This window comes from Streptococcus oralis, from assembly GCF_006175905.1.
In the GTDB taxonomy this organism is placed as follows: domain Bacteria; phylum Bacillota; class Bacilli; order Lactobacillales; family Streptococcaceae; genus Streptococcus; species Streptococcus oralis_BG.
The window spans coordinates 582,726-604,722 of record NZ_SSNB01000001.1; the positions used below are offsets into that span (position 1 = coordinate 582,726).

Annotated in this window: 19 protein-coding genes and 1 pseudogene; 2 read left to right on the forward strand and 18 right to left on the reverse strand. The window is 41.7% G+C overall.

Annotated elements, in window-relative coordinates; genetic code table 11:
- Window positions 1-161 precede the first annotated feature (161 nt).
- The 16 genes and pseudogenes from E7Y33_RS02880 to E7Y33_RS02965 all read right to left on the reverse strand — a co-directional run bounded on the left by E7Y33_RS02880 (window position 162) and on the right by E7Y33_RS02965 (window position 14,961).
- Entirely contained in the window at window positions 162-419 is a 258-nt protein-coding gene (locus E7Y33_RS02880; RefSeq protein WP_070800219.1) for a metal-sensitive transcriptional regulator, read from the reverse strand.
- Between the two features lie 196 nt (window positions 420-615).
- Window positions 616-1,158 (reverse strand): DUF3592 domain-containing protein, encoded by a 543-nt coding sequence (locus E7Y33_RS02885; RefSeq protein WP_139689589.1) that lies wholly within the window; start codon window positions 1,156-1,158, stop codon window positions 616-618.
- Between the two features lie 76 nt (window positions 1,159-1,234).
- Window positions 1,235-1,873: a hypothetical protein gene (locus tag E7Y33_RS02890; protein ID WP_007522613.1), complete on the reverse strand. Its 639-nt coding sequence runs from the start codon at window positions 1,871-1,873 to the stop codon at window positions 1,235-1,237.
- Window positions 1,874-2,059: 186 nt separating this feature from the next.
- Window positions 2,060-3,118 carry a hypothetical protein gene (locus E7Y33_RS02895; RefSeq protein WP_237665637.1) on the reverse strand — a complete coding sequence of 353 codons (1,059 nt, stop codon included), beginning with the start codon at window positions 3,116-3,118 and terminating at the stop codon, window positions 2,060-2,062.
- A gap of 190 nt (window positions 3,119-3,308) precedes the next feature.
- Window positions 3,309-4,358, reverse strand: coding sequence for a hypothetical protein (locus tag E7Y33_RS02900; RefSeq protein WP_139689590.1), 1,050 nt, complete (start codon window positions 4,356-4,358; stop codon window positions 3,309-3,311).
- Window positions 4,359-4,468: 110 nt separating this feature from the next.
- A pseudogene (locus E7Y33_RS02910) lies at window positions 4,469-5,134 on the reverse strand (hypothetical protein).
- 1 nt (window position 5,135) lies between these two features.
- The gene (locus tag E7Y33_RS02915) at window positions 5,136-5,708 is read right to left on the reverse strand and encodes a hypothetical protein (RefSeq protein ID WP_139689591.1); all 573 of its coding nucleotides are present in this window, start codon (window positions 5,706-5,708) and stop codon (window positions 5,136-5,138) included.
- A 303-nt stretch (window positions 5,709-6,011) separates the two neighbouring features.
- Window positions 6,012-6,866 (reverse strand): VOC family protein, encoded by an 855-nt coding sequence (locus tag E7Y33_RS02920; protein ID WP_139689592.1) that lies wholly within the window; start codon window positions 6,864-6,866, stop codon window positions 6,012-6,014.
- Between the two features lie 106 nt (window positions 6,867-6,972).
- On the reverse strand, window positions 6,973-8,010 hold the full coding sequence (locus E7Y33_RS02925; RefSeq protein WP_139689593.1) for an aldose epimerase family protein: 1,038 nt from the start codon (window positions 8,008-8,010) through the stop codon (window positions 6,973-6,975).
- A gap of 146 nt (window positions 8,011-8,156) precedes the next feature.
- On the reverse strand, window positions 8,157-9,152 hold the full coding sequence (lacD, locus tag E7Y33_RS02930) for a tagatose-bisphosphate aldolase (protein ID WP_139689594.1): 996 nt from the start codon (window positions 9,150-9,152) through the stop codon (window positions 8,157-8,159).
- 10 nt (window positions 9,153-9,162) lie between these two features.
- The gene (locus E7Y33_RS02935) at window positions 9,163-10,329 is read right to left on the reverse strand and encodes an SIS domain-containing protein (RefSeq protein ID WP_139689595.1); all 1,167 of its coding nucleotides are present in this window, start codon (window positions 10,327-10,329) and stop codon (window positions 9,163-9,165) included.
- 223 nt (window positions 10,330-10,552) lie between these two features.
- Entirely contained in the window at window positions 10,553-10,957 is a 405-nt protein-coding gene (locus E7Y33_RS02945; protein WP_000045700.1) for a PTS sugar transporter subunit IIA, read from the reverse strand.
- Between the two features lie 3 nt (window positions 10,958-10,960).
- A complete protein-coding gene (locus E7Y33_RS02950; RefSeq protein ID WP_000185284.1) occupies window positions 10,961-11,782 on the reverse strand; it encodes a PTS system mannose/fructose/sorbose family transporter subunit IID in 822 nt (273 codons plus the stop codon).
- On the reverse strand, window positions 11,769-12,674 hold the full coding sequence (locus tag E7Y33_RS02955) for a PTS mannose/fructose/sorbose/N-acetylgalactosamine transporter subunit IIC (RefSeq protein ID WP_070567959.1): 906 nt from the start codon (window positions 12,672-12,674) through the stop codon (window positions 11,769-11,771). Before E7Y33_RS02955 ends, E7Y33_RS02950 begins: the two co-directional genes overlap by 14 nt.
- A gap of 26 nt (window positions 12,675-12,700) precedes the next feature.
- Complete coding sequence (locus E7Y33_RS02960; protein ID WP_000156968.1) at window positions 12,701-13,177, reverse strand: PTS sugar transporter subunit IIB; 477 nt, start codon at window positions 13,175-13,177, stop codon at window positions 12,701-12,703.
- A complete protein-coding gene (locus E7Y33_RS02965) occupies window positions 13,174-14,961 on the reverse strand; it encodes a glycoside hydrolase family 35 protein (RefSeq protein WP_139689596.1) in 1,788 nt (595 codons plus the stop codon). Before E7Y33_RS02965 ends, E7Y33_RS02960 begins: the two co-directional genes overlap by 4 nt.
- Before the next feature lie 321 nt (window positions 14,962-15,282).
- Between E7Y33_RS02965 and E7Y33_RS02970 the strand changes: the two genes are divergently transcribed.
- Window positions 15,283-15,999: a GntR family transcriptional regulator gene (locus tag E7Y33_RS02970; protein ID WP_001007181.1), complete on the forward strand. Its 717-nt coding sequence runs from the start codon at window positions 15,283-15,285 to the stop codon at window positions 15,997-15,999.
- Between the two features lie 302 nt (window positions 16,000-16,301).
- Entirely contained in the window at window positions 16,302-20,057 is a 3,756-nt protein-coding gene (strH, locus tag E7Y33_RS02975) for an LPXTG-anchored beta-N-acetylhexosaminidase StrH (RefSeq protein WP_139689597.1), read from the forward strand.
- A 57-nt stretch (window positions 20,058-20,114) separates the two neighbouring features.
- Here strH and purB read toward each other — a convergent pair whose 3' ends face one another.
- On the reverse strand, window positions 20,115-21,413 hold the full coding sequence (gene purB / locus E7Y33_RS02980; RefSeq protein ID WP_139689598.1) for an adenylosuccinate lyase: 1,299 nt from the start codon (window positions 21,411-21,413) through the stop codon (window positions 20,115-20,117).
- 59 nt (window positions 21,414-21,472) lie between these two features.
- Window positions 21,473-21,985: a hypothetical protein gene (locus E7Y33_RS02985; protein WP_139689599.1), complete on the reverse strand. Its 513-nt coding sequence runs from the start codon at window positions 21,983-21,985 to the stop codon at window positions 21,473-21,475.
- Between the last annotated feature and the right edge of the window lie 12 nt (window positions 21,986-21,997).

The following is a 21,997-nucleotide window of genomic DNA, read 5'->3' on the forward strand; positions in this document are numbered from 1 at the left end:
AGGGCTCGTAGCCCGTTGCTTCTAAAAAAGAAGCAAATTGATGGTATCTAAAAAAGGTTTTCTCATTGGTATTGGGGACTCATCCGTTTGTCCGACGTGATTTCTTTATCGAAATAGACTTAAATACCTTTGTCTGCATTGTTTATCAATAGCAAATTAGTTTATTTCCGTTTAATCAGGTATCGGATGGCCTTTTCTAGGCGTTCCTTTTGAGCCTCAGGGTCGTCTAGTGGTTGGTTGATACAGCCCGTAAGATTTTCAGTAATGATCATCTCAATCACGCGCTCAACGCTAGATTTCACTGCTGTCAACTGCGTAACAATATCTGCGCAGTCACGATCTTCATCGATCATCTTTTGAATCCCACGCAACTGGCCCTCTGAACGTTTCAGGCGTGTTATATACTTTGAGTTTGTCATTGATTTATCCTTGGTCACTTTTTCTTCATTATATCTCGAATACGGTTCTTTGTCAAAATTCTCATCCTATCTGTCTTTATAGGAGGTAAGCTTTTCTCTGTATTGGATAGAAAAGTCTGCTGAACAGGAAAAAGGAGAACTAAGACTGTTCTCCTTGGAGTACGATTGGGAAATCAAGTTTCCGATTAGTTATGCCTTATATCTTGGACAAAAAAGCTAGGATTACTATCCCATAGACTAGAACTAGAGCCAGCCCAAATCCGATACCAAACCACTTGTAAAACTTGTCCATTCCACTGTAACGTTCGACATAGGCCCTGGCCGGCTTGTCTGGATCATACCAGACCGTCAGCTCCGAATGAAGGGGGAAATGGGTCTGCATCAAGCGTTTGAAGGAAACAAAGGAGTTACTGTAGCGAGTGATCGAAGGCGCTAGCATATCTTCTCTTGTATAGTCCTTTAAAAATTTAGTAGCCCCCCACGGAATTGTGACCGTTTTGAACATAAAATACTGCAAGGTTTTCTTATAAGCAATCCCATCCACCGTGTATTCGACGATAGGTGGATACCCCTCACGAAAACGGCTATAGCCGATAACCGTTCCAGGAACGGATGACTTGGCAAGGCGGACCAACTTCTGATCCCGAAGATAGAGGAAAAGAAAGGTCCCACACACAAATACAAAAGATAGGAAGATGACGATTGTTCCAACTATCAAACCAATCACTTCTTTAGTCATATGAACTCCTCCTGTTATTCTATACAGTAAAATCTCAAAACTAACTCATCCAGAAAAGACATCGAAGCCCTGGAGTCTACTCTTCGGATTTTTCTTTTGACTGTTTTTCTCTTAAATCTTTCACAGATTTCGATATGATATCTCTCACCTGTTCGTCAGTAAGTCCTGGAATCTGGTAATAGGGATTATTGGACTCGCTTTTTGACGGTTTCGTTCCTGAATTTTCGGTTTTAGAACTTTGTTCAGTCGAAGACGAGGATTTCGACTCTGAGGAACTGGACGACTCAGACTCAGAAGGCTTGGACGTTTCAGGCGTTTTAGAATCAACCTTAGGTGGCTTGTTTACTTGGTCGTTCGGCTGTTTCACAGGTTTATAGAATAGCCCAAAAGACAACAGCAAGGCTATCAAGATCCCAATACCAGCCAAGGTTCTTTTATTGGCTTCAGCCGAGGGAACCTTTACTCCCTTTGTACTGAGTATTTTCCATTCTGGATGCTCTTTTTCTATAGCTTTTTTCTGTCTCCTAAGAGGACCAAGTAGAAAATGATTAAAAGGCACAATCGTTACCATAGCCACCGTTATAAGCGGGACATAATTGGAATGACTTGATACCAGTAGAACATCGAGTATAGCGAGAAGAATGAAGAGGAAACGCCCCACAAACTTACGAACTTGATGCTCTTTTTTGATTTGCAAATATCTCTCTTGTGACATTATTATCTCCTCTTTTCTATTTCTCTTCCCTAAATAATACTTTTCCCTGCTTCCTTTCCATTAGAGCAAGCTCCAAGAACCAATAACAAGATGATAACAAATAACTTCTTCATTTTTTCCTCCCTATTAAAATTCAATGTCAAATACCAATATCTATAGTAATATAAGACAAATGCTTTTGTCCCATTATTCTTCCTCCGTACTGGATTTATAATATTGTAAGAACTCTTCTTCGCTTTGAACCAAGTGTTCCTGTCCATCTTTCGAACTAGCTGCTGGAATGGTGATATCCTCAAAAATATTTGTACCCTCTGGAAGAACCAGCTTTAAGAGAGAGATTTCAAAACGAACATCTTCTTTTCCGAGGAAATATAAGTCAGATAACAACCCTTTACTCAATATATCAAACACCTTTGGATGTTTGCTTGACAAGGACAGGTATTGGGATTTTTCTACTGGTTTTTTAAAACTAAAGTTAGATGAATCAAAAGTGAAATTTTGGCTTGAAAGTCCATCATTTTGATCTATTATATCTTCAAAATCGTCTCTATTTTTTATTGTATTTTGAAAAACATCATAAAACTCTTTGCCTGGCTTTCCAGACGGTGTTTCAGATAAAATTTTTCCACTCGTCAAATCAATTATACCTATAAAAGTTTTAGCACTCGGTTCACTATTCACAGCCATTTTTATGGGTAAATAATCTTTTTCATTTTCAGATTGTAATAATTTTGATGATTCAGCAACTCCAATTGGAATATAATCCTTATTATATTCCCTCACCATCTGAAATACATCATACGTCTTTTGTTTGATTGTCCCACCTTTCGTGTCATAGACATCTAACAACCAGTACTCTCCCTGCTCTGGAATATTACTTTTCAAATATGGAACCGCATCTTCTTCAAGGATCCAATACTTATACGTAGCTGATTTTAATTTGTAACTCTGACGAACAATAGAATGTTCCCCATTAGTCGCCGTTTTACGATTGTTTACATTGATACGTGAATCATATTTTTTAGCTTCTTCTGCTTCCTTTAATTCTGACTCATTATCCCAATTAATTGCTACTGCCTTGTTATCATCCATGAATTCATAACTTGCAATTTTAGCTCTTGGACTCCACATGACAAACTGAGTAAGTTCGTGCCTACGATATGCCTGATAAGCAAAGTATAGCCCTATAATAGTGAGTGCAAGAAGTATGACACGAATTGCATTTAATTTCATCAGTTTTCTCATTATTCCCCCTCATCAGTGATTCGTATTGATATTTTTATTAGAGATTTCACCGCATCTGTCGCAGAAGCCAAATGAGTAACCACAGAAGAATCTATAAGACTCGAACTCTTCTATTCTATTCTGCTACTCATATCCTCAAAGCTATGCTTCATGCTTTTTATATGTTCTGGTAGTATTCGTTTTTGTCCCATTATTCTTCCTCCGTACTGGATTTATAATATTGTAAGAACTCTTCTTCGCTTTGAACCAAATGTTCCTGTCCATCTTTCGAACTAGCTGCTGGAATGGTAATATCCTTAAAGATATTCGTACCTTCTGGAAGAACTAGCTTTAAGAAAGAGATTTTAAAACGAACATCTTCTTTTCCAAGGAAATATAATTCAGATGGAAACCCTTTACTCAATATATCAAATACCTTTGGATATTTGCTTGACAAGGACAGGTATTGGGATTTTTCTACAGGTTCTTTAAAACTAAAAAGAGATAAGACAAAGGCAAACTTTTCGTTTGAAAATTTATGATTCGAAATAAAAATATCTTCTAACTTTGGATTGTATGATCCTTTCTCATCGTTATAAAGATCTTTGGAAGTTTTACCAGATGGAGTAGCTGCTATTATCTTTCCTTCCTCTATATCAATAAGCCCAGTTTCAGTTTTCAATTCTGGCTGTTGACTAATAGCCATACTAATTGGTAAGTAAGTTTTCCCTTGTTCCGTATACAAGAAATAATTAACGTCTCGAACCCTTCTTGGAATATAATCCTTATTATATTCCCTCACCATCTGAAATACATCATACGTCTTTTGTTTGATTGTCCCATCTTTCGTGTCATAGACGTCTAACAACCAGTACTCTCCCTGCTCTGGAATATTACTTTTCAAATATGGCACCGCATCCTCTTCAAGAATCCAATACTTATACGTGGCTGATTTTAACTTATAACTTTGTTGGATGATATAGCGTTCTCCATTAACTCTATTCATTGTTTCTACATTGACACGCGAATCATATTTCTTAGCCTCTTCCGCATCTTTTAACTCCGCATCATTATCCCAATCAATTGCTACTGCCTTGTTGTCATCCATGAATTCATAACTTACAATTTTAGCTCTGGGACTCCACATGACAAACTGAGTAAGTTCGTACCTACGATATGCCTGATAAGCAAAATATAGTCCTATGACAGTGAGTGCAAGAAGCATGACTTGAACTAATTTTGATTTCATTATTTTTTTCATTATCTTCCCTCCTCAGTGATTTAGATAATATCAAAACGCTTTATAGGTCTAGTATCCATAACTGCCATATTCAAAAATTCAACATACTTTTCTTTCATCTTATCCTCCTCTTATTTCTCTTCCCTAAATAATACTTTCCCCTGCTTGTATTTTCGTACGGCTAAAATCCAGCGGATTGGATTGTTTTGAAATAGTAGAAGAACCACGCTAATTGGGACGATCGTTGCTCCGATTGGTACCATGAACATGGACGGCTCAAACCATTCCTGTTCATAGTAAGGAATGAAGGTTGCAGGTATGACAAAGAACACAACAATAACAAAAACAAATAGAAGAACGAGGATAGCAAATAGATACAAGATGATTTTATCGACTGTTGGTTCCTTATCTGGTGACTTCCTCCAAAAAGTACTACTTTCAACCGCATCTTTAAACTGTTCTTCACTTGCTGGGACAAGCGACTTAGCCCCACTGTAGAACAGTTTTTCAAATCCATAAATACTTCCGATAAAAACGAAAAGGATAGCGGCTAGATGGATAGGTGCCATTCACTCACTCAATCTAAAGGGTGCTATCAAGGAACGAATCCAAATACCGATAATAGCAACTAGCAAGAAAGCAAAGAAGACAACCCAAGGCCACTTGGATTTCTTTGAACTGATAGCACCATCAGTGTCTGAAACGGTGCTAGATTCTGTCGTTAATGCCTCTCTCGTCCTTGTATTATAGTAGACGGATTGCTGGCATCCTTGGCCTATATAAATGATTTTTCTCATCTTACATTTCTCCCTCTTTCCCTCGGCTACCGTCCTGTAATGTCTCCATCAGCTCCTTGAACAGTCGTTTGCGCGTTTTCATCCGAAAATCATAAACTATATATGTAAGAATACCAATCCCTAACATGTACATAAGTAAAAATTGAAAATCAGAAACAGTCAGATAACGATAGGCTGAAAAAATCGTTATTAAAACAAAAATGTAGCCAACTACTGTCAACGCCCTAGATTTTCTCCTAAGTGTTTTGATATTGGCTTTTGTCAGCCGGACTTTTCTAAATCTATCTGTCTTCATGTTGCGTCGGGTAGATTTGGCAAGGAGAATGGTCCCGACAATCAAAAACAGAGACATCAAGATAAAAAAGATCAAATTGAAAGGTGATGAGACATCTCCAAAGGTTTGGTTGAGCAACTTCGACAGCCGCTGGAAGGAATAGATTGCAATAGGGGCTGCAATGGCTGAATAATTCATGCCTTGTTTTAAACCGTAGAATACTTGATTCTTCAGATCATAATAGATAAAATAGTCCTCCAGAGGGCCCATACTAATTAAATTTTTTACACTTGTGTCCATCTTATTTCTCGTCTCCTAAACTCAATACGGATGTTCAAACAAAGTTCTACTTTCTCTTAAAAGCATCGTGACAACTATTGCCAGCATTCTAGCCGATTTTCGGCGTTTGCCTTCCTAGAGAAAGAAAAGTTTATTAGTATTATAGCATGAACCTCCAGAAAAGGGAAAATATCCCCGGCAGATACCTTTGCTAGATCCAAGAAAGGGTTCGTCATTTCATAAAAAAGCGAACAAGTCCGCATTCTAAAAACAGAATGCGAGCCTGTCCGCCTTTTTCTATGTATATGATGTGTTTTCCTCGTCTCATCGTTCCAAGCGAATGCGAGTCACAATGCCGTCTGGGTCTATAAGATCCAACTCACTCGAATGTAACCACTTGATCGGAGCTTCTACCTCTTGTGCTTGCTTAACGATGGCTAAGAGTTCTTCCTTGCTTTCGACCTCAAGGACGTAGTAGGACAAGCCAGGCAAGCCTGATTTACGCGGAGCTAGACCTTTTCCAGCCCATTCGTTGACAGCCAGGTGGTGATGGTACTTCCCAGCTGCTATCCAACTGGCACTCGGAATACTAAATTTATCCTCTAGCCCTAACACTTTTTGATAAAACTGACTCGCCGCACGGCTATCCTTAACCGATAGATGGATATGCCCCATTCTCGTCCCTTCAGCTAGGAGAAAGGGATCTACCTTTTCCCCTAACTCATAAATGTCCTGTGCCGCAAGAGCCTCTGTCACACCGATAATGCGGCCGTCTTCTCGAATATCCCATGAAGACACTGGCTTATCACGGTAGAGCTCAATGCCATTTCCTTCCAGATCCTCTAGATAAATGGCCTCACTGTATCCATGATCCGCACCCCCGACCAGAGGAATGCGCAAATCACTTAGGTGTTTCAGGACATCAGCCAAGGCTTTTCGTGTCGGCAACAAAATCGCCAGATGGTAGAGCCCATAATGCTCCCTTACTTCCCCAGCTTTTTCTGTCTGAATCAAGTGGACCAAGGCTTTTCTACCAAGTCCCAAAATCGCTTCTGTCTCTGTTTGAGATAAAATCTCCAAGCCAATAATCTGGTGATAAAAAGCCGTTTGACTCTTCAAATCCTTGACATTTAAAACCACCTCGGCTAGGTAAATGTGGCTTTGGTATGCATAAGTCATAGGGTGTCTCCTTTTGTTGTAACTTTATTTATTACATCAATTATACACTATTGAGATAAAATGTCAACGAAGACAACTCAAAAGAGCTGGAAACCAGCTCTTCTTTTTATTTGACAACAAGCTCGTAACGAGTTTTGCTGGTAAAGGTTTGACCTGCTTTGAGAATAACTTGGTCTTTGAAGTCACTGTGAATGGCATCTGGTAAAGCTTGCGCTTCAAGGGCAATCCCATTGTGTTGCACCATTGGCTGACCAGCTATGATGACACTCTCATCTACAAAGTTTGCTGAGTATACCACAAAGCAAGGAGCCTCTGTCTTGAAAAGCAGGAAACGACCTGAGTGTTGGTCATAAAGGAAGCCAGCATTGTCATGACCTGCAGGAAGAGCAAATGGGTGATCCAAACCAGATACCAGCTGGATTTGCTCATCTTTCTCTGCAAAGATATCCTTGAGCAAAGCACCATTGTAGATGTGTTTGACCACATAACGATCAGCATCTGGAGTCTTAGCCGGCACACCGTCCGGAGCGATTGGGTAAATGCCCTCCGTATTTAGCTGAAAGACATGGCGGTCAACTGTCTGCGTGAAATCACCAGACAAGTTGAAGTAGCTGTGATTAGTTGGATTGACAAGCGTATCCTGATCTGTCGTCACCTTATAGCTGACTTCGTAGGCACCAGTTTCTTCCAAGTAGTAGCTAATCCAAATCTTAAGATTACCAGGAAATCCTCCTGTCCCGTCTGTACGCTCGGTGTAGAGGGTCAAGCCATGATCGCTCACCTCAGTCAATTCAAACAAGCTTGCATCCCAACCTGTTGAGCCACTGTGGTTACAGTTGCTAGCGTTGTTGATTTCAAGATTATAGGTCTGACCATTGAGCTCAAATGTTGCACCTGCAATACGGCCCGCTACAGGTCCTACACTTGCTCCATGCTTGGGACTATTGCCTACGTAGCTAGCAAAATCATCAAAGCCCAAGATAACATTGGCAAAATTTCCAGCCTTGTCAGGTGTGACATAGCGCAAAATGGTCGCACCATAAGTCATAACTTCAAGCTGGTAACCACCTTCCGTCTCAAAGCCATAGGCCAAGACATCCTTGCCCTCATGATTTCCAAATACACGCTCTGTGTATGCTTTCATTCTTCTCTCCTTTGATCCATTTCTCTTAAGTAAACAAACCATAGAAAGTGTATTCACCATCTATGGTTGTAGTTTCTATTTTCAGAATCCTTTGTCAGAAAACCTTAAGTATCTTCTTAACAAAAGGTAATTCTTCTATACTTGTTTTATGCTTCTACACGTTCAGTCCATGAAGTCGCTGTTGTTTGAAGAACCTTGTTGAGTTCGTCAATGTTCTCAAATCCAGTTGTGCGCAACCACTCACGAGCTGCTGCTTCACCATCTTTGATGTAGGCTTCGACTGACCCAGCCCATGTTGCACGGCCGCAAAGAACGCCGTTGAAGTTTGCGCCTGATTCGTGGGCAAAGACTAGTGTTTCTTGGAAGAGTTTTGCTGATACTCCCGCACTCAAGTAGATGTATGGCAAGTTCGTTGCTTCGTCTTGAGCTTTGAAGAAGGTTGCTGCTTCTTCGCGTGTATGAACGATTTCACCATCGCCAAAGCCTTCAACGTATTTGACGTTGACTGGAACTTCCACTTTCAAGACATCGATGTTGAAACGTGGGTCTGAGAAGACCTTCATAGCACCGATAACCTTGTGTGGTTTTACTTTAGCGTATTCTGCAGAACCTGCGTCAGCAATTTTTTCATCGTAAGCCAAGATTTCAAGGAAGAATGGAATGTCTTCCGCCACACACTCAGAGCCGATACGTTCGATGTAGGCTTGTTTTTCTTGGTTGAGTTCGTCAGAGCTGTCTACATCGTAGTAAAGCAAGAATTTGACAGCATCAGCGCCTTGTTCCTTGATGCGTTTTGCAGACCAAACATCCAAACAGTCAGGCAAGCGTTTGGTGCTTGTTGTGTCGTAGCCAGTTTTCTCATAAGCAAGCAGAAGACCAGCGTTGGCATCAAGGGCTTTTGTAGCTGGAAGACCATACTCGGGGTCGAGAAGCATAGAGGATGCGTATTTTGTCAATTCATCTGCAACCAAGACCTTAAGTTCTTCCATTTGAGCGACTGTTGGCTCTTCCATTTGGTATTGGGCCATGAGGCGTTTCAAAGCACCACGTTGGTCAAAGGCAAGAGCTGAGATAATGCCGTGCTCGTCAGAGAGTTTTTGCAAGCAAGCTACTTTATTCGGACTTAATTGTAATTTACTCATAGATACTTCCTTATTTTTGATAGTCATGAATGATAACACCCTGTACCACACGGTTTACTGTACCTGTAGGAGATGGTGTATCTGGTTTGTTTTCCACTTTAAGCGAAGTCAATAGGGCAAAGAGTTGGGCATAAACGATGTAAGGGAAGACACGGTAAATATCGTTCAAGACACCGCCACAACCAAGAGCTACTTCTTTGACATTTTCAAGACCAAAGGCTTGATCACTCAAGAGCACGACACGACGGGCAATCTGGTCACCAGCCACTTCACGAACCAAGTCCAAATCATACTTGCGAGTGTAGTCTGTCGTTGTACCAAATACCAAAACAACTGTATCTTCGTTGATCAATGATTTTGGACCGTGACGGAAGCCAACTGGGCTTTCATACATGGTCGCAACTTGACCAGCTGTTAATTCCAAAATCTTGAGCTGAGCTTCATGAGCAAGTCCAAAGAAAGGACCAGCGCCCAGGTAGATAACGCGGTTAAAGTCAAGGTCAACCAACTCTTTGACATCTGCTGCATTGTCTAGGACCTTACGAGCAAGGCTAACCACAACTTCAAAACGTTCAGCTTTAACAGCAAATTCTGTAGGGTCAAACACCAAGAGTGCTGTCAACATCATAGATGTAAAGCTAGAAGTCATGGCAAACCCAGCGTCATTAGAAGCAGCCGGTTGTAAGAGCAAGAGATTACGGTCATCTCCATGAGCCTGAAGAGCCAATTTCCCTTCTGCAGCACATGTAATGGTCACTTGATAGAGGTCATCAACCAAGGCTTTAGCCAAATCAACCGTCGCCACACTTTCAGGTGAATTCCCACTACGAGCAAAGGAAACAAGGACAGTCGCCACATCTTTTTTCAGATAAGTTTCTGGATTGGCAACAATATCAGTTGTCGCAATGGCATTGAAATTCCATTTGCGTTCGTCATAGACTTCCTTAAAGTGTGGTACCAAGGTATCTCCCACATAAGCAGAAGTCCCAGCACCCGTCAAGATGACCTTAACATAGTCATGTTTATCAGCGATACCTTGCAGAAAGGCTGCAATTTCTTCTCGTTTTGCTTGATAGGCTTCAAAAGCCTCTTTCCATACATCAGGCTGTTGGTAGATTTCACGAGTCGTGATTTCTGCACCCAGTTCAAGTAATTCTTCTTTTGTGTAATTTAGCATAGAGTTCCTCTAATCTATTGTTGTTTCATTCCTATTGAAAATATGGGAATGGGAGTGACTCCCATTCCCATGTATATTCTATATAAGATGCCCTAACGATTTAGCCGTTATCACATCGTATACTCAATGAAAATCAAAGAGCAAACTAGGAAGCTAGCCGCAGGCTGTACTTGAGTACGGCAAGGCGACGCTGACGTGGTTTGAATTTGATTTTCGAAGAGTATTATTCGTCTTCATCATCATCGAAGCCAGCTAATAAATCGTTGACTTTTACAATGCTTTCTGCAGCACGGCTCTTATAGTCCGCATCTGCACCTGTAAGGCTGGCATTGATAAATTCAATCACCATTGGAAGATTCATCCCTGCGTAGAGTTCAATGTCGCGACCTTCCATGATCAAGCGACTCACCACGTTACATGGTGTACCACCGAGAAGGTCCGCAAAGACTAGGAAATCATCCAATCCTTCGATAGCAGCTTCAAATTTTGCAGTAAATTCTTCGGGACCATCTTCTGGAAGAAGAGCCACTGCATGAATGTTGTCCTGTGGACCCATGATCATTTCTGTGCTACCTTTAAGTTCTTCACAGAAACGACCATGACTCACCAAAATTAATGATTTACTCATAAATTATGCGCCCATTCCAAGCAAGAATTTACCGATGAATGAAAGACCTACTGCAAGAACGATAATGATACCGATCGCTTTAGTAGAGTTCATACCTTTCTTACCAAGCAACCAGAAGATAAAGGCAGTAAAGATTGCTGGAAGCAAACGTGGGAAGATTGAGTTCAAGATGTCTTGGAAGTCAATCATCTTTTCACCGATTGGCAATTTGTAAGAAATGTCAAAGTTGATCATTGTTGCTACAAGAGCACCCATCATGAAGACACCAAGTACAGATGCAGCGTCAATCAAAGCTGTCAAAGTACTTTGCATGTTGTTGATAAGGTTAACCCCTTCTTTGTAGGCAAATTCCAATTGTTTCCAACGGAAGATGTCATATGCAACTGCAACTGCGATCCAAAGGAAGATACCCCATGGTTGGCCAGCGATAGCCATAGTTGCTGCGATAGATCCCATGATAGCAGGTACAAGTGAACCAAAGATTGTGTCTCCAAGAGGAGCAAATGGTCCCATCAAACCTGTCTTGATACCGTTAACGGCATCTTTTGAACCCACACCATCTTTTTCTTCCATGGCAAGGTCAAAACCAGCGATAATTGTGTGGAAGAATGGAGAAGTATTGAAGAATTGAGTATGAACTTTCATCATTTCTTTCAATTCAGGAGTTCCATCCCCATACATTTTACGCAATTGAGGCAAGATCATGTAAAGGTAACCAGAAGCTTGCATACGCTCATAGTTCCAACCTAATTGGAAAGTAAACAAGCTACGTTTGTTGATTTGATTAAAATCTTCTTTTGTAAGTTTGTAATTAGAATTCGTCATCTTCGATTTCCCCACTTTCTGATGGTGTAGAAGGTGCTGCTACAGCTACTTTTTGGCTGTTCTTAAAGTGAACAACTGCAAGGAAGATACCTACGATAGAGATACCGATCATAGACAAACCTTTGAAGTTGTTAGCAAAGCCAATCTTTTCAGCAACATCAGCAGGAAGAGTACCAAGGATACCCGCAACAGCTCCACCAAGACCTGTTACATATGAGTAAAGAACAGTCAACATAGCTGTCAAACCGAATCCCATTGCAAGGTAGTGAAGGTTACGTTTAACTGGAAGGTAACGAAGCAAGATTGCAAATCCGAGACCTGGAAGCATACGTCCTGCAAGTGTCAAACCATCTGCAACCCATTGGTATTCTTTAACAAGGTTTACAACACCTTGTACGAATTCTCCACCAAAAGCAAGAGCGAAGAATACTGGAAGGGCACGAGAAAGAGCCCATGGAAGCGCACCAAGTAGGTAGTTGCGTTCGATACCTTTGTAGTCAAAGCGTTCGATCGCAGCATCAATACGGTGTGCAAAGAAAGTAGTTGTCATACGTCCAAGAACGTCGAAGTATGTCAAAAGTGCCGCTACTGGTACAGCAATTGTTGTAATCGCAAGGTCTGTATCAATACCTTGAGAGATAGAGAATGCTGTTGCAAGAACCGCACCAGAAGTTGCGTCAATACGAGAAGCACCACCGAAGGTACCAACCCCGAGAACGAACAACTGCAAGCTACCACCGATAAACAAACCAGTTGTCACATCTCCCATGATCAAACCGGTAATGAAACCAGCGAATACAGGGGAACCTGCAGATGAAACGATTGTCAACTCATCACAGATTTGATAAGCTGAGTACAAAGTGAGAAGTAAAATTTGCCACCATTGTATCATAACAATGACCTCCTAAAAATTTTTTCCTATTTTAATAAGCTCAAAAAGTCTGAAACTGGATCATTTGGAACCATTTGAGCAGTGAGTTTCACACCTTTTTCTGCCAGTTTGTGGAAATCTTCCACATCCTTGTCTACCACGTTGATAGAACGTGTGATAGAGCGAGTTTCTGGTGTTTGAGACATATTGCCGACATTGAGTGTTTCAAGCGGAACACCTGCTTCAACCAAACCAAGGAAACGGTCTGGTTTACGTGCAACGATAAAGAGACGTTGGCTATCGTATTTACCAGCAAGGATATTTGCTGCTGCTTTCTCAACTGGCAAGATACTGAGTTTCACACCTGGTGGTGTCGCAAGTTTCAAACCACTCTTTTCAATATCGTTGTTAACAACTTCGTCGTCTACAACCATAATGCGTGAAACATTTAGTTTTCCAGCCCAAAGATTGGCTACTTGACCGTGGATCAAACGTCCATCGATACGGCATCCTACAATTGTCATAAGTTTTCCCCCTTTATGTGTTTTAGTGTAGGTTTACGAGTTAAATGAATCTCTTCTTTATATTCGCCCTCAGTTTCAAAGATGATGATGCGGTTAGCACCTTCCTTGAGATAGCTATGAGGGATATAAAGTGAGAGGGTCGGGCCGACATTCCAGAAACGTCCTAGGTGACGCCCATTGACAAAAGCAACTCCCTTACCAAACTCAGACAAGTCTAAGTAGGTATCCTTCGGCTCTTCAACAGTAAAGTCGAAAGCGTAAAAGGCTGGTTGTCCTTCTGTCCATCCTTTTGAAAAATCAATCTTCTCAGGATTATCCAGTGGCAGTGGATATTGTTTCCAATTCAGTAAGAAATGCAGATCCTTGCAGACACCTGTTCGAATTCCTTTACGCTGCGTATCTGCCAAGAACTTATGTCCGTAGTTGACACGCCCCATATTTTCGATCAAGATGTCAATCTCTGAACAGCCTTCTCGATTTCCTTGACAGTAGATATCTTCACCAATCTCTGTCTGGTATTGAGTAGCAATCCATTGATCATCTACAAAGAGTTGAGCTCGGTCACGTCCATCGATGATACGGAGACGTTCCTCTTCTGCATCCCAACTTGCCTCAGTGCGGTAGAGAAGGTAGCCATAACTTTGACCAAGTTCTTCCATCGCTTTTGGATAGAGGCTTTCAGTAGGACTAGAGAGACTATCCAGAGTTTCAAACAAGGAAACTTTTTCGACCAATGGAATGGACCCTATCTCCATGCTTTCTTTATAGAGTGGTTCCAACTGTGGATACTCTGGGAAGTGTGTTGCCATCATCTTCTTGACTGCTAGGTATTTAGCAGTTGGATTTCCTTCTTCATCGAGAAGGGCATCATAATCGTAAGATGTAACCTGCGGCAAATCTAGAGTTCCTCGAGCCGAGCAACCATTCATGAAACCAAAGTTTGTTCCGCCATGGAACATATAAAGGTTGATGGAGCCTTGCTCTAACACCTCTCGAACGGCTTCTGCCAACTCTTTTGGATCACGCGTGATGATGGGTTCTTTCCAACGGTTGAACCAACCATCCCAGAATTCCATACACATGAGGGGCCATTTTTTGCCATGCTCATCAAAGAATTCTTGCATTTGTGAAAAGTTGTAAGGAGCCTTAGAACCGAAGTTCCCTGTCACAAAGAGATCATCTTCAATCAAGGTTCCGGCTTTCAGAGTAGCCCTCCAAGGACCGTCTGAAGTAAAGAGTGGGCAATCAATTCCTCGATCTTCCATCAATTTTCGAATCGCTCTCAGATAAGACTTATCTTCTCCATAAGATCCATACTCATTTTCGACTTGCATCATGAGAATGTTTCCGCCATTTTCCAACAAGCGAGGTACAAGCCTCGGCAATAATTGGTCATAATAGCGAGCAACTGCTTCGATGTAGGCCGGGTCGGATGAACGGATTCGCATGTTCTTAGTTAAGAGCCAAGCTGGTAAACCGCCGAACTCCCACTCAGCACAGATAAATGGAGACGGACGCACAATAGCGTAGAGACCCAAATCCTGTGCGATTTGGAGGAATCTCTCCAAATCCTTAGCACCTTCAAAATTAAACTCCCCTTCAACAGGTTCATGTAAATTCCATGCTACATAAGTCTCGACTGTATTAAAGCCAAGCGCTTTTAAGTTGTAGAGCGAATGATACCAATCCTCCGCTGGAATTCTAAAATAATGAATGGCGCCGGACAAAATCTTGAACGGTTTTCCATCTAAATAGAAATCGTCCTCAATTTTAAATCTTGTCATATTACTACCTCTGACGAATTAAGTTTGCGCTTTCATTTATTATAATATTAACTATAATCAAATCTTTTGCATTTGTCAATAGGTTTTAGAAAATTATTTAAAATTTTTCTATTTTTTTACTTACCGTTTACCGAAATTATCTAAAAATAGCATGAAAACGATCTTTTTATGTATGATAATTCACAAGAACATCAAATGAATTTTTTTACATGTAAAATAACATTTTTAGTCTATTATTTTAATTTTTTGACCTTAATACTACTCTTTTCTTTATATTTGTGGTAAAATCAAAATTGGAGAAAGAGAATCGAGGTGAAATTTATGGCTATTCCTAAATACCAATATATTAAAGATGAATTAAAAAACAAAATCATCTCTGGTCAATTTGCAAGTGGAGATAAATTTTATACAGAAGCCGAATTGATCGCGATGTACGATGTGAGTTCAATCACAGTTGTTCGTGCCCTGAATGACCTTGCTAAAGACGGCTACATTGTCCGCCAACAAGGTAAAGGTACTTTCGTTTCACGTGCCCGTAAGCACAAACTCGTTGAGTTTTCAGATGTCGAAATCTTTGAAACAAAAGACGATAAAGTTACTGTCCTTTCTATCGAGCGCGGAAACAAACTTGAATATTTAGATAAACTTGGACTACGTGGAGATCAATTCTACTATAAGATTGAACGTATTCGTCAGACAAACGACGTGACATACATCTACCACACATCTTATATTCCTGAGCAATACATCAATGCCAACTATCCAAATCTTGATTATTATAGCTCTATCTATACACGTTTCAAATTGGATTACCGCATTCACATGAGTGATGAACATTTTGAGGAAATCAACGAAATCGCATTCCCAACACCAGAGCATGCTGCTTCTGTACTCGGAATCGATACACAATTCCCAACTGTCTTCCAAACAAAGACTACAAAACTTGAGGCCACTGGCCAAGTCCTTGCCTATAGTGAAACTTATAAGCGAGCAGACTACTACAAAATCAAATTCATCTCATGTAACCGAGGTCATTAAGAAAAAGCCTGAGCCTAGCTCAGGCTTTTTCTATATTCATTATAGCACGAGAAAAAAGTTGTGAAAACGCTATAAAGGACTCTTATTTAATTAGTAGCATTTTTACTAAAAACAAGTTAAATTTTCATTTGGTTTTTCCTCTGTTTTATCCCTCATTAGCAAATTTCTCCTAAATCTTATGATTTCCTCTATTTATTATAGTTCTTATATAAACCCACTTGACATTTTACTCCTTAGATAATAAAATAAAATTGGTTTTATGTAAACGCTATCATATATGATAATAACAAGGAGGTTTTGTCATGAAACTAGAAAAGAAACAGCGCTTCTCCATCCGTAAATACGCGGTTGGGGCAGCTTCTGTACTTATAGGATTTGCTTTTAGCACCCAAGTCGTATCTGCCGACGGGATTACTCCAGCTCCAACAGCTGAAGAAACTGTTCAAACTATTCAGGAGAGTCCGCGAGCAACCGAAGAACCTGTAGACTCTAAGGTTCCAGAAAAACTGGAAGAAAAGGCTGACAAACCTGTAAAAGAGGAGGTCAAAGAAGACCAGGAGGCTCCTCGAACAGTTACTCCAAAAACAGAAGAGTCAAGCGCACCAGTTGTGACAGAAAATGCTAGTCCAACTCCTACTGCCGAGAAAGAGAGTCCTGCCCCAGCTGAAACTCCTGCTGAAAGTACTCCTTCAGAAAAGAAAAATGAAGCCGTCACACCTGCAGTAGCCACTCCTAGCACGGAACGAGCAGCTCAGGTAAATGAAAAACTGGCAAAAAGAAAAATGATCTCAATCGACGCTGGACGCAAGTACTTCTCTCCAGACCAACTCAAAGAGATCATCGACAAAGCCAAACACTACGGTTATACTGATCTTCATCTACTAGTTGGAAATGACGGCATGCGTTTTATGTTGGACGACATGACGATCACAGCCAATGGCAAAACCTATGCAAGCGACGATGTCAAACGTGCACTCGAAAACGGAACCGATGCCTACTACAAGGATCCAAACGGCAACCATTTGACAGAAAGTCAGATGACGGACTTGATCAACTATGCTAAAAACAAAGGTATTGGCCTCATCCCAACTGTAAACAGCCCTGGTCACATGGATGCCATTTTGCATGCCATGAAAGAACTAGGCATCCAAAAACCGAACTTCAACTACTTTGGTAAGGAATCTGCTCGTACCGTTGACCTTGATAACAAGGAGGCTGTTGCATTTACCAAAGCTCTGATCGACAAGTATGCTGCTTACTTCGCTGGCAAAACTGACATCTTCAATATCGGACTAGACGAGTACGCCAATGATGCTACAAACGCCAAAGGCTGGAGCGTTCTTCAAGCCTATAAATGGTATCCAGAAGATGGATTCCCAGACAAGGGTTATGATAAATTTATCGCCTACGCCAACGACCTTGCTCGCATCGTCAAATCTCACGGTCTCAAACCAATGGCCTTTAACGATGGTATCTACTATAATAGCGACACTAGCTTTGGAACCTTTGACAAAGACATCATCGTTTCTATGTGGACTGGTGGATGGGGCGGATACGACGTCGCTTCTTCTAAACTTTTAGTTGAAAAAGGCCACCAAATCCTTAATACCAATGATGCTTGGTACTACGTCCTCGGACGAAATGCCGATGGTCAAGGCTGGTACAACCTCGACCAAGGACTCAATGGTATCAAGAACACTCCAATCACTTCTGTACCAAAATCTGATGGGGCTACTATCCCGTTTATCGGTGGTATGGTAGCTGCTTGGGCGGACACCCCATCTGCACGCTATTCACCATCACGCCTCTTCAAACTCATGCGCAGCTTCGCAAATGCCAATGCTGAATACTTCGCAGCTGACTATGAGTCTGCTGAGCAAGCTCTGAAAGAAGTACCAACAGACCTTAACCGCTATACTGCAGAAAGTGTCGCAGCTGTAAAAGAAGCTGAAAAAGCCATTCGCTCACTCGATAGCAACCTCAGCCGTGCCCAACAAGACACCATTGACCAAGCAATCGCAAAACTCCAAGAAGCTGTCAGCAATTTGACCTTCACACCAGAAGCTCAAAAAGAAGAAGACGCGAAACGTGAAGTTGAAAAACTTGCCAAGAACAAGGTAATCTCTATCGATGCCGGACGTAAGTACTTCACGCTCGACCAACTCAAACGCATCGTAGACAAGGCGAGCGAGCTCGGCTACTCTGATGTGCATCTTCTCCTAGGAAATGATGGACTTCGCTTCCTACTTGATGATATGACCATCACTGCTAACGGAAAAACTTATGCAAGTGACGATGTCAAAAATGCCATCATTGAAGGAACAAAAGCTTACTACGATGATCCAAACGGAACCACTCTTAGCCAGGCTGAAATCACTGAATTGATCGAGTACGCAAAATCAAAAGGTCTCGGACTCATCCCAGCGATCAACAGCCCAGGTCACATGGATGCCATGCTCGTTGCTATGGAAAAACTTGGAATCAAGAATCCTCAAGCCAACTTTGACAAGGTCTCCAAAACAACCATGGACCTCGAAAACGAAGAGGCGATGAACTTTGTCAAAGCCCTCATCGGCAAGTACATGGACTTCTTTGCAGGCAAAACTAAGATCTTCAACTACGGTACAGACGAATATGCCAATGATGCTACCAACGCGCAAGGCTGGTACTACCTCAAATGGTATGGACTCTATGGCAAGTTTGCTGAGTACTCTAACACCCTTGCTGCCATGGCCAAAGAAAGAGGCCTTCAACCAATGGCCTTCAACGATGGTTTCTACTACGAGGACAAGGATGATGTTGAGTTTGACAAGGATGTCATCATCTCTTACTGGTCTAAAGGATGGTGGGGCTATAACCTTGCAACACCTCAGTACCTAGCAAGCAAAGGCTATAAACTCCTTAACACCAACGGAGACTGGTACTATGTTTTAGGTAATCACAAACCAGACGAAGCCTATCCACTATCAAAAGCACTTGAAAACTCTGGCAAAGTACCATTTAACCAGCTTGCATCTACCAAGTATCCAGAAGTAGACCTTCCAACCGTCGGAAGCATGCTTGCTATCTGGGCAGACAAACCAAGTGCTGAGTACAAGGAAGAAGAAATCTTTGAACTCATGACTGCCTTTGCAGATCATAACAAAGACTACTTCCGCGCTAACTACAACGCCCTCCGCGAGGAACTTGCTCAAATCCCTGCAAGCTTGGATGGATACAGTAAGGAAAGCTTGGATGCCCTAAATGCAGCGAAAGAAGCTCTCAACTACAACCTCAACCGTAACAAACAAGCTGAGTTAGACGCTCTCGTAGCCAAACTCAAAGCAGCCCGCCTAGGCCTCAAACCAGCGGCAACTCACTCAGGAAGCCTCGATGAAAATGAACTAGCTGCCAACGTTGAAACCAAACCGGAACTCATCACAAGAGCAGAAAAGATTCCTTTTGAGGTTATCACAAAAGAAAATCCGAACCTCCCAGCTAAGCAAGAAAAGATTGTCACACCAGGTGTAGATGGCGAACGCACTCATTACATCTCTGTCCTTACTGAAAATGGTAAACAAACAGAAACCGTTCTAGATAGCCAAGTAACCAAAGAACCTGTGAGCCAAGTGGTTGAAATCGGTGCCCCTATTACTCACAAAGGGGATGAACACGGTCTTGCTCCAGCCGTAGAGGCAAAACCAAGACTGGACATCCAAGAGGAAGAGATTCCGTTCACTACCGTGACACGTGAAAATCCGAAATTACCACTCGGACAAACGCAAGTCGTCGTTGCTGGAGCAAATGGTCGCCGTACGATTTTCTACTCTGTCAGCACTACTGCTGACGGCAAGGAAGAAAGAACCCTTGTCAATAGTGCGGTATCGCAGGAAGCTGTCGCTCAGGTTGTCGAAGTCGGAACTGCCGTTGAGAAAGCTGAGCAAGCTGAAACAACTACTAGCAAAGCAGATGAAAAACAACTCCCTGCAACAGGAAGTCAAGACTCTGCAGGCTTGGTCGCAGCAGGACTCATGGCCACACTAGCAGCCTACGGACTCACTAAGAAAAAAGAAGATTAACACCCTTCGATAAGCATACAAAAAAGCGAGATTGAATCTCGCTTTTTATTGTTAGGATTAATCACCAAGTCCGATACGTTCAAAGATATCGTCCACTCGTTTAGTGTAGTATGCAGGGTTGAAGATTTCGTCGATTTCTTCCTGAGTAAGGCGTGATGTCACTTCTGGATCTGCTTCGAGAAGCGGTTTGAAATCTACTTGGTTATCCCATGAGTAGGCTGTTTTTGGTTGCACCAAGTCATAGGCTTGCTCACGTGTCATACCTTTTTCGATCAAGGTCAACATCGCACGTTGGCTAAAGATAAGACCAAAAGTTGAGTTCATGTTGCGGATCATATTTTCTGGGAAGACCGTCAAATTCTTGACAATATTTCCAAAGCGGTTGAGCATGTAGTCAATCAAAATAGTCGTATCTGGTGTGATGATACGCTCAGCTGATGAGTGAGAGATGTCACGTTCGTGCCAAAGAGCTACGTTCTCATAGGCTGTTACCATGTGACCACGGATGACACGCGCAAGACCTGTCATGTTCTCAGAACCGATTGGGTTGCGTTTGTGAGGCATAGCCGATGAACCTTTTTGGCCTTTGGCAAAGAATTCTTCCACTTCGCGCTGCTCAGACTTTTGCAGACCACGAATCTCAGTCGCCATACGCTCAATAGAAGTCGCGATGCTGGCAAGAACTGCAAAGTACTCAGCGTGAAGGTCACGAGGAAGCACCTGTGTAGAGATTTCTTGGGCACGGATACCAAGCTTGTCGCAGACATATTGCTCTACAAACGGTGGGATATTGGCAAAGTTTCCAACCGCACCAGAAATCTTACCTGCTTCCACACCAGCAGCTGCATGCTCGAAACGCTCGATGTTGCGTTTCATTTCGCTGTACCAAGTCGCCAATTTAAGACCAAAGGTTGTAGGTTCAGCGTGAACACCGTGGGTACGCCCCATCATGATGGTGAACTTGTGTTCTTTCGCTTTGTCAGCGATGATGCTGAGGAAGTTTTCAAGGTCCTTGCGAATGATGTCGTTGGCCTGCTTGTAGAGGTAACCGTAGGCAGTATCCACCACGTCAGTAGAAGTCAGTCCATAGTGGACCCACTTACGCTCTTCACCAAGCGTCTCAGAAACCGCACGTGTGAAGGCAACCACATCGTGGCGAGTTTCTTGCTCGATTTCCAAAATACGGTCGATGTCAAAGTCCGCTTTCTCGCGAATCAAAGCCACATCTTCCTTAGGGATTTCCCCCAACTCAGCCCATGCCTCGTCAGCCAAGATTTCCACCTCAAGCCAAGCACGGTATTTATTTTCCTCACTCCAAATATTCGCCATTTCAGGGCGAGAATAACGGTTGATCATGATTAATTTTTCCTTTCTTTTATCTGTTCACTTTTGATTAAAATTACTTTAATTACTTGTCAAATATCTAATTTATGACCAAATTGACTTCTTGTAAAGCGAGAATGGTCTATCCTAGGATTACTCTGTAAATTTTTCTGATTTTTTTGAGCATTACTTATAGCTAACGTGTCCCCACTTCGAAATGTAATTCCTTGAAAATCTGGATCAGAAGCAAAAGTTTTGAAATTATTCAATTTCATAATATATACATCTATCACATCAGCAGATTTATCTATCATCACAAGAGCTACAACAGGAATCATATTGAATTCTTTTGCAAATTCAGATAACTTATCTTGATCTCCTTTTTCAAACACTAAAGATGGGTCATCCGTTTTAAACCATCTACTTTTCACAGATATAGCATATCTATGTCCATTTTCAAGTCTATCTGTCGAAATGATGTCTGCACCCACATGATCCACTAGTGCCACTCTCTGTTCTTTTAAATTTCCAAGCAAGTACATTACAAGTGACTCCCCAAAATCACCTAATTGTTTGGACCACCTATCATCTTTATTTGAATTCATTTTAAACAATCC

Excerpts from the sequence above, each read along its gene's own strand:
- E7Y33_RS02880 (WP_070800219.1), bottom strand. The coding sequence starts at position 419 with ATGACAAACTCAAAGTATATAACACGCCTGAAACGTTCAGAGGGCCAG.
- E7Y33_RS02885 (WP_139689589.1), bottom strand. The coding sequence starts at position 1,158 with ATGACTAAAGAAGTGATTGGTTTGATAGTTGGAACAATCGTCATCTTC.
- E7Y33_RS02890 (WP_007522613.1), bottom strand. The coding sequence starts at position 1,873 with ATGTCACAAGAGAGATATTTGCAAATCAAAAAAGAGCATCAAGTTCGT.
- E7Y33_RS02895 (WP_237665637.1), bottom strand. The coding sequence starts at position 3,118 with ATGAGAAAACTGATGAAATTAAATGCAATTCGTGTCATACTTCTTGCA.
- E7Y33_RS02900 (WP_139689590.1), bottom strand. The coding sequence starts at position 4,358 with ATGAAAAAAATAATGAAATCAAAATTAGTTCAAGTCATGCTTCTTGCA.
- E7Y33_RS02915 (WP_139689591.1), bottom strand. The coding sequence starts at position 5,708 with ATGGACACAAGTGTAAAAAATTTAATTAGTATGGGCCCTCTGGAGGAC.
- E7Y33_RS02920 (WP_139689592.1), bottom strand. The coding sequence starts at position 6,866 with ATGACTTATGCATACCAAAGCCACATTTACCTAGCCGAGGTGGTTTTA.
- E7Y33_RS02925 (WP_139689593.1), bottom strand. The coding sequence starts at position 8,010 with ATGAAAGCATACACAGAGCGTGTATTTGGAAATCATGAGGGCAAGGAT.
- lacD (WP_139689594.1), bottom strand. The coding sequence starts at position 9,152 with ATGAGTAAATTACAATTAAGTCCGAATAAAGTAGCTTGCTTGCAAAAA.
- E7Y33_RS02935 (WP_139689595.1), bottom strand. The coding sequence starts at position 10,329 with ATGCTAAATTACACAAAAGAAGAATTACTTGAACTGGGTGCAGAAATC.
- E7Y33_RS02945 (WP_000045700.1), bottom strand. The coding sequence starts at position 10,957 with ATGAGTAAATCATTAATTTTGGTGAGTCATGGTCGTTTCTGTGAAGAA.
- E7Y33_RS02950 (WP_000185284.1), bottom strand. The coding sequence starts at position 11,782 with ATGACGAATTCTAATTACAAACTTACAAAAGAAGATTTTAATCAAATC.
- E7Y33_RS02955 (WP_070567959.1), bottom strand. The coding sequence starts at position 12,674 with ATGATACAATGGTGGCAAATTTTACTTCTCACTTTGTACTCAGCTTAT.
- E7Y33_RS02960 (WP_000156968.1), bottom strand. The coding sequence starts at position 13,177 with ATGACAATTGTAGGATGCCGTATCGATGGACGTTTGATCCACGGTCAA.
- E7Y33_RS02965 (WP_139689596.1), bottom strand. The coding sequence starts at position 14,961 with ATGACAAGATTTAAAATTGAGGACGATTTCTATTTAGATGGAAAACCG.
- E7Y33_RS02970 (WP_001007181.1), top strand. The coding sequence starts at position 15,283 with ATGGCTATTCCTAAATACCAATATATTAAAGATGAATTAAAAAACAAA.
- strH (WP_139689597.1), top strand. The coding sequence starts at position 16,302 with ATGAAACTAGAAAAGAAACAGCGCTTCTCCATCCGTAAATACGCGGTT.
- purB (WP_139689598.1), bottom strand. The coding sequence starts at position 21,413 with ATGATCAACCGTTATTCTCGCCCTGAAATGGCGAATATTTGGAGTGAG.
- E7Y33_RS02985 (WP_139689599.1), bottom strand. The coding sequence starts at position 21,985 with ATGAATTCAAATAAAGATGATAGGTGGTCCAAACAATTAGGTGATTTT.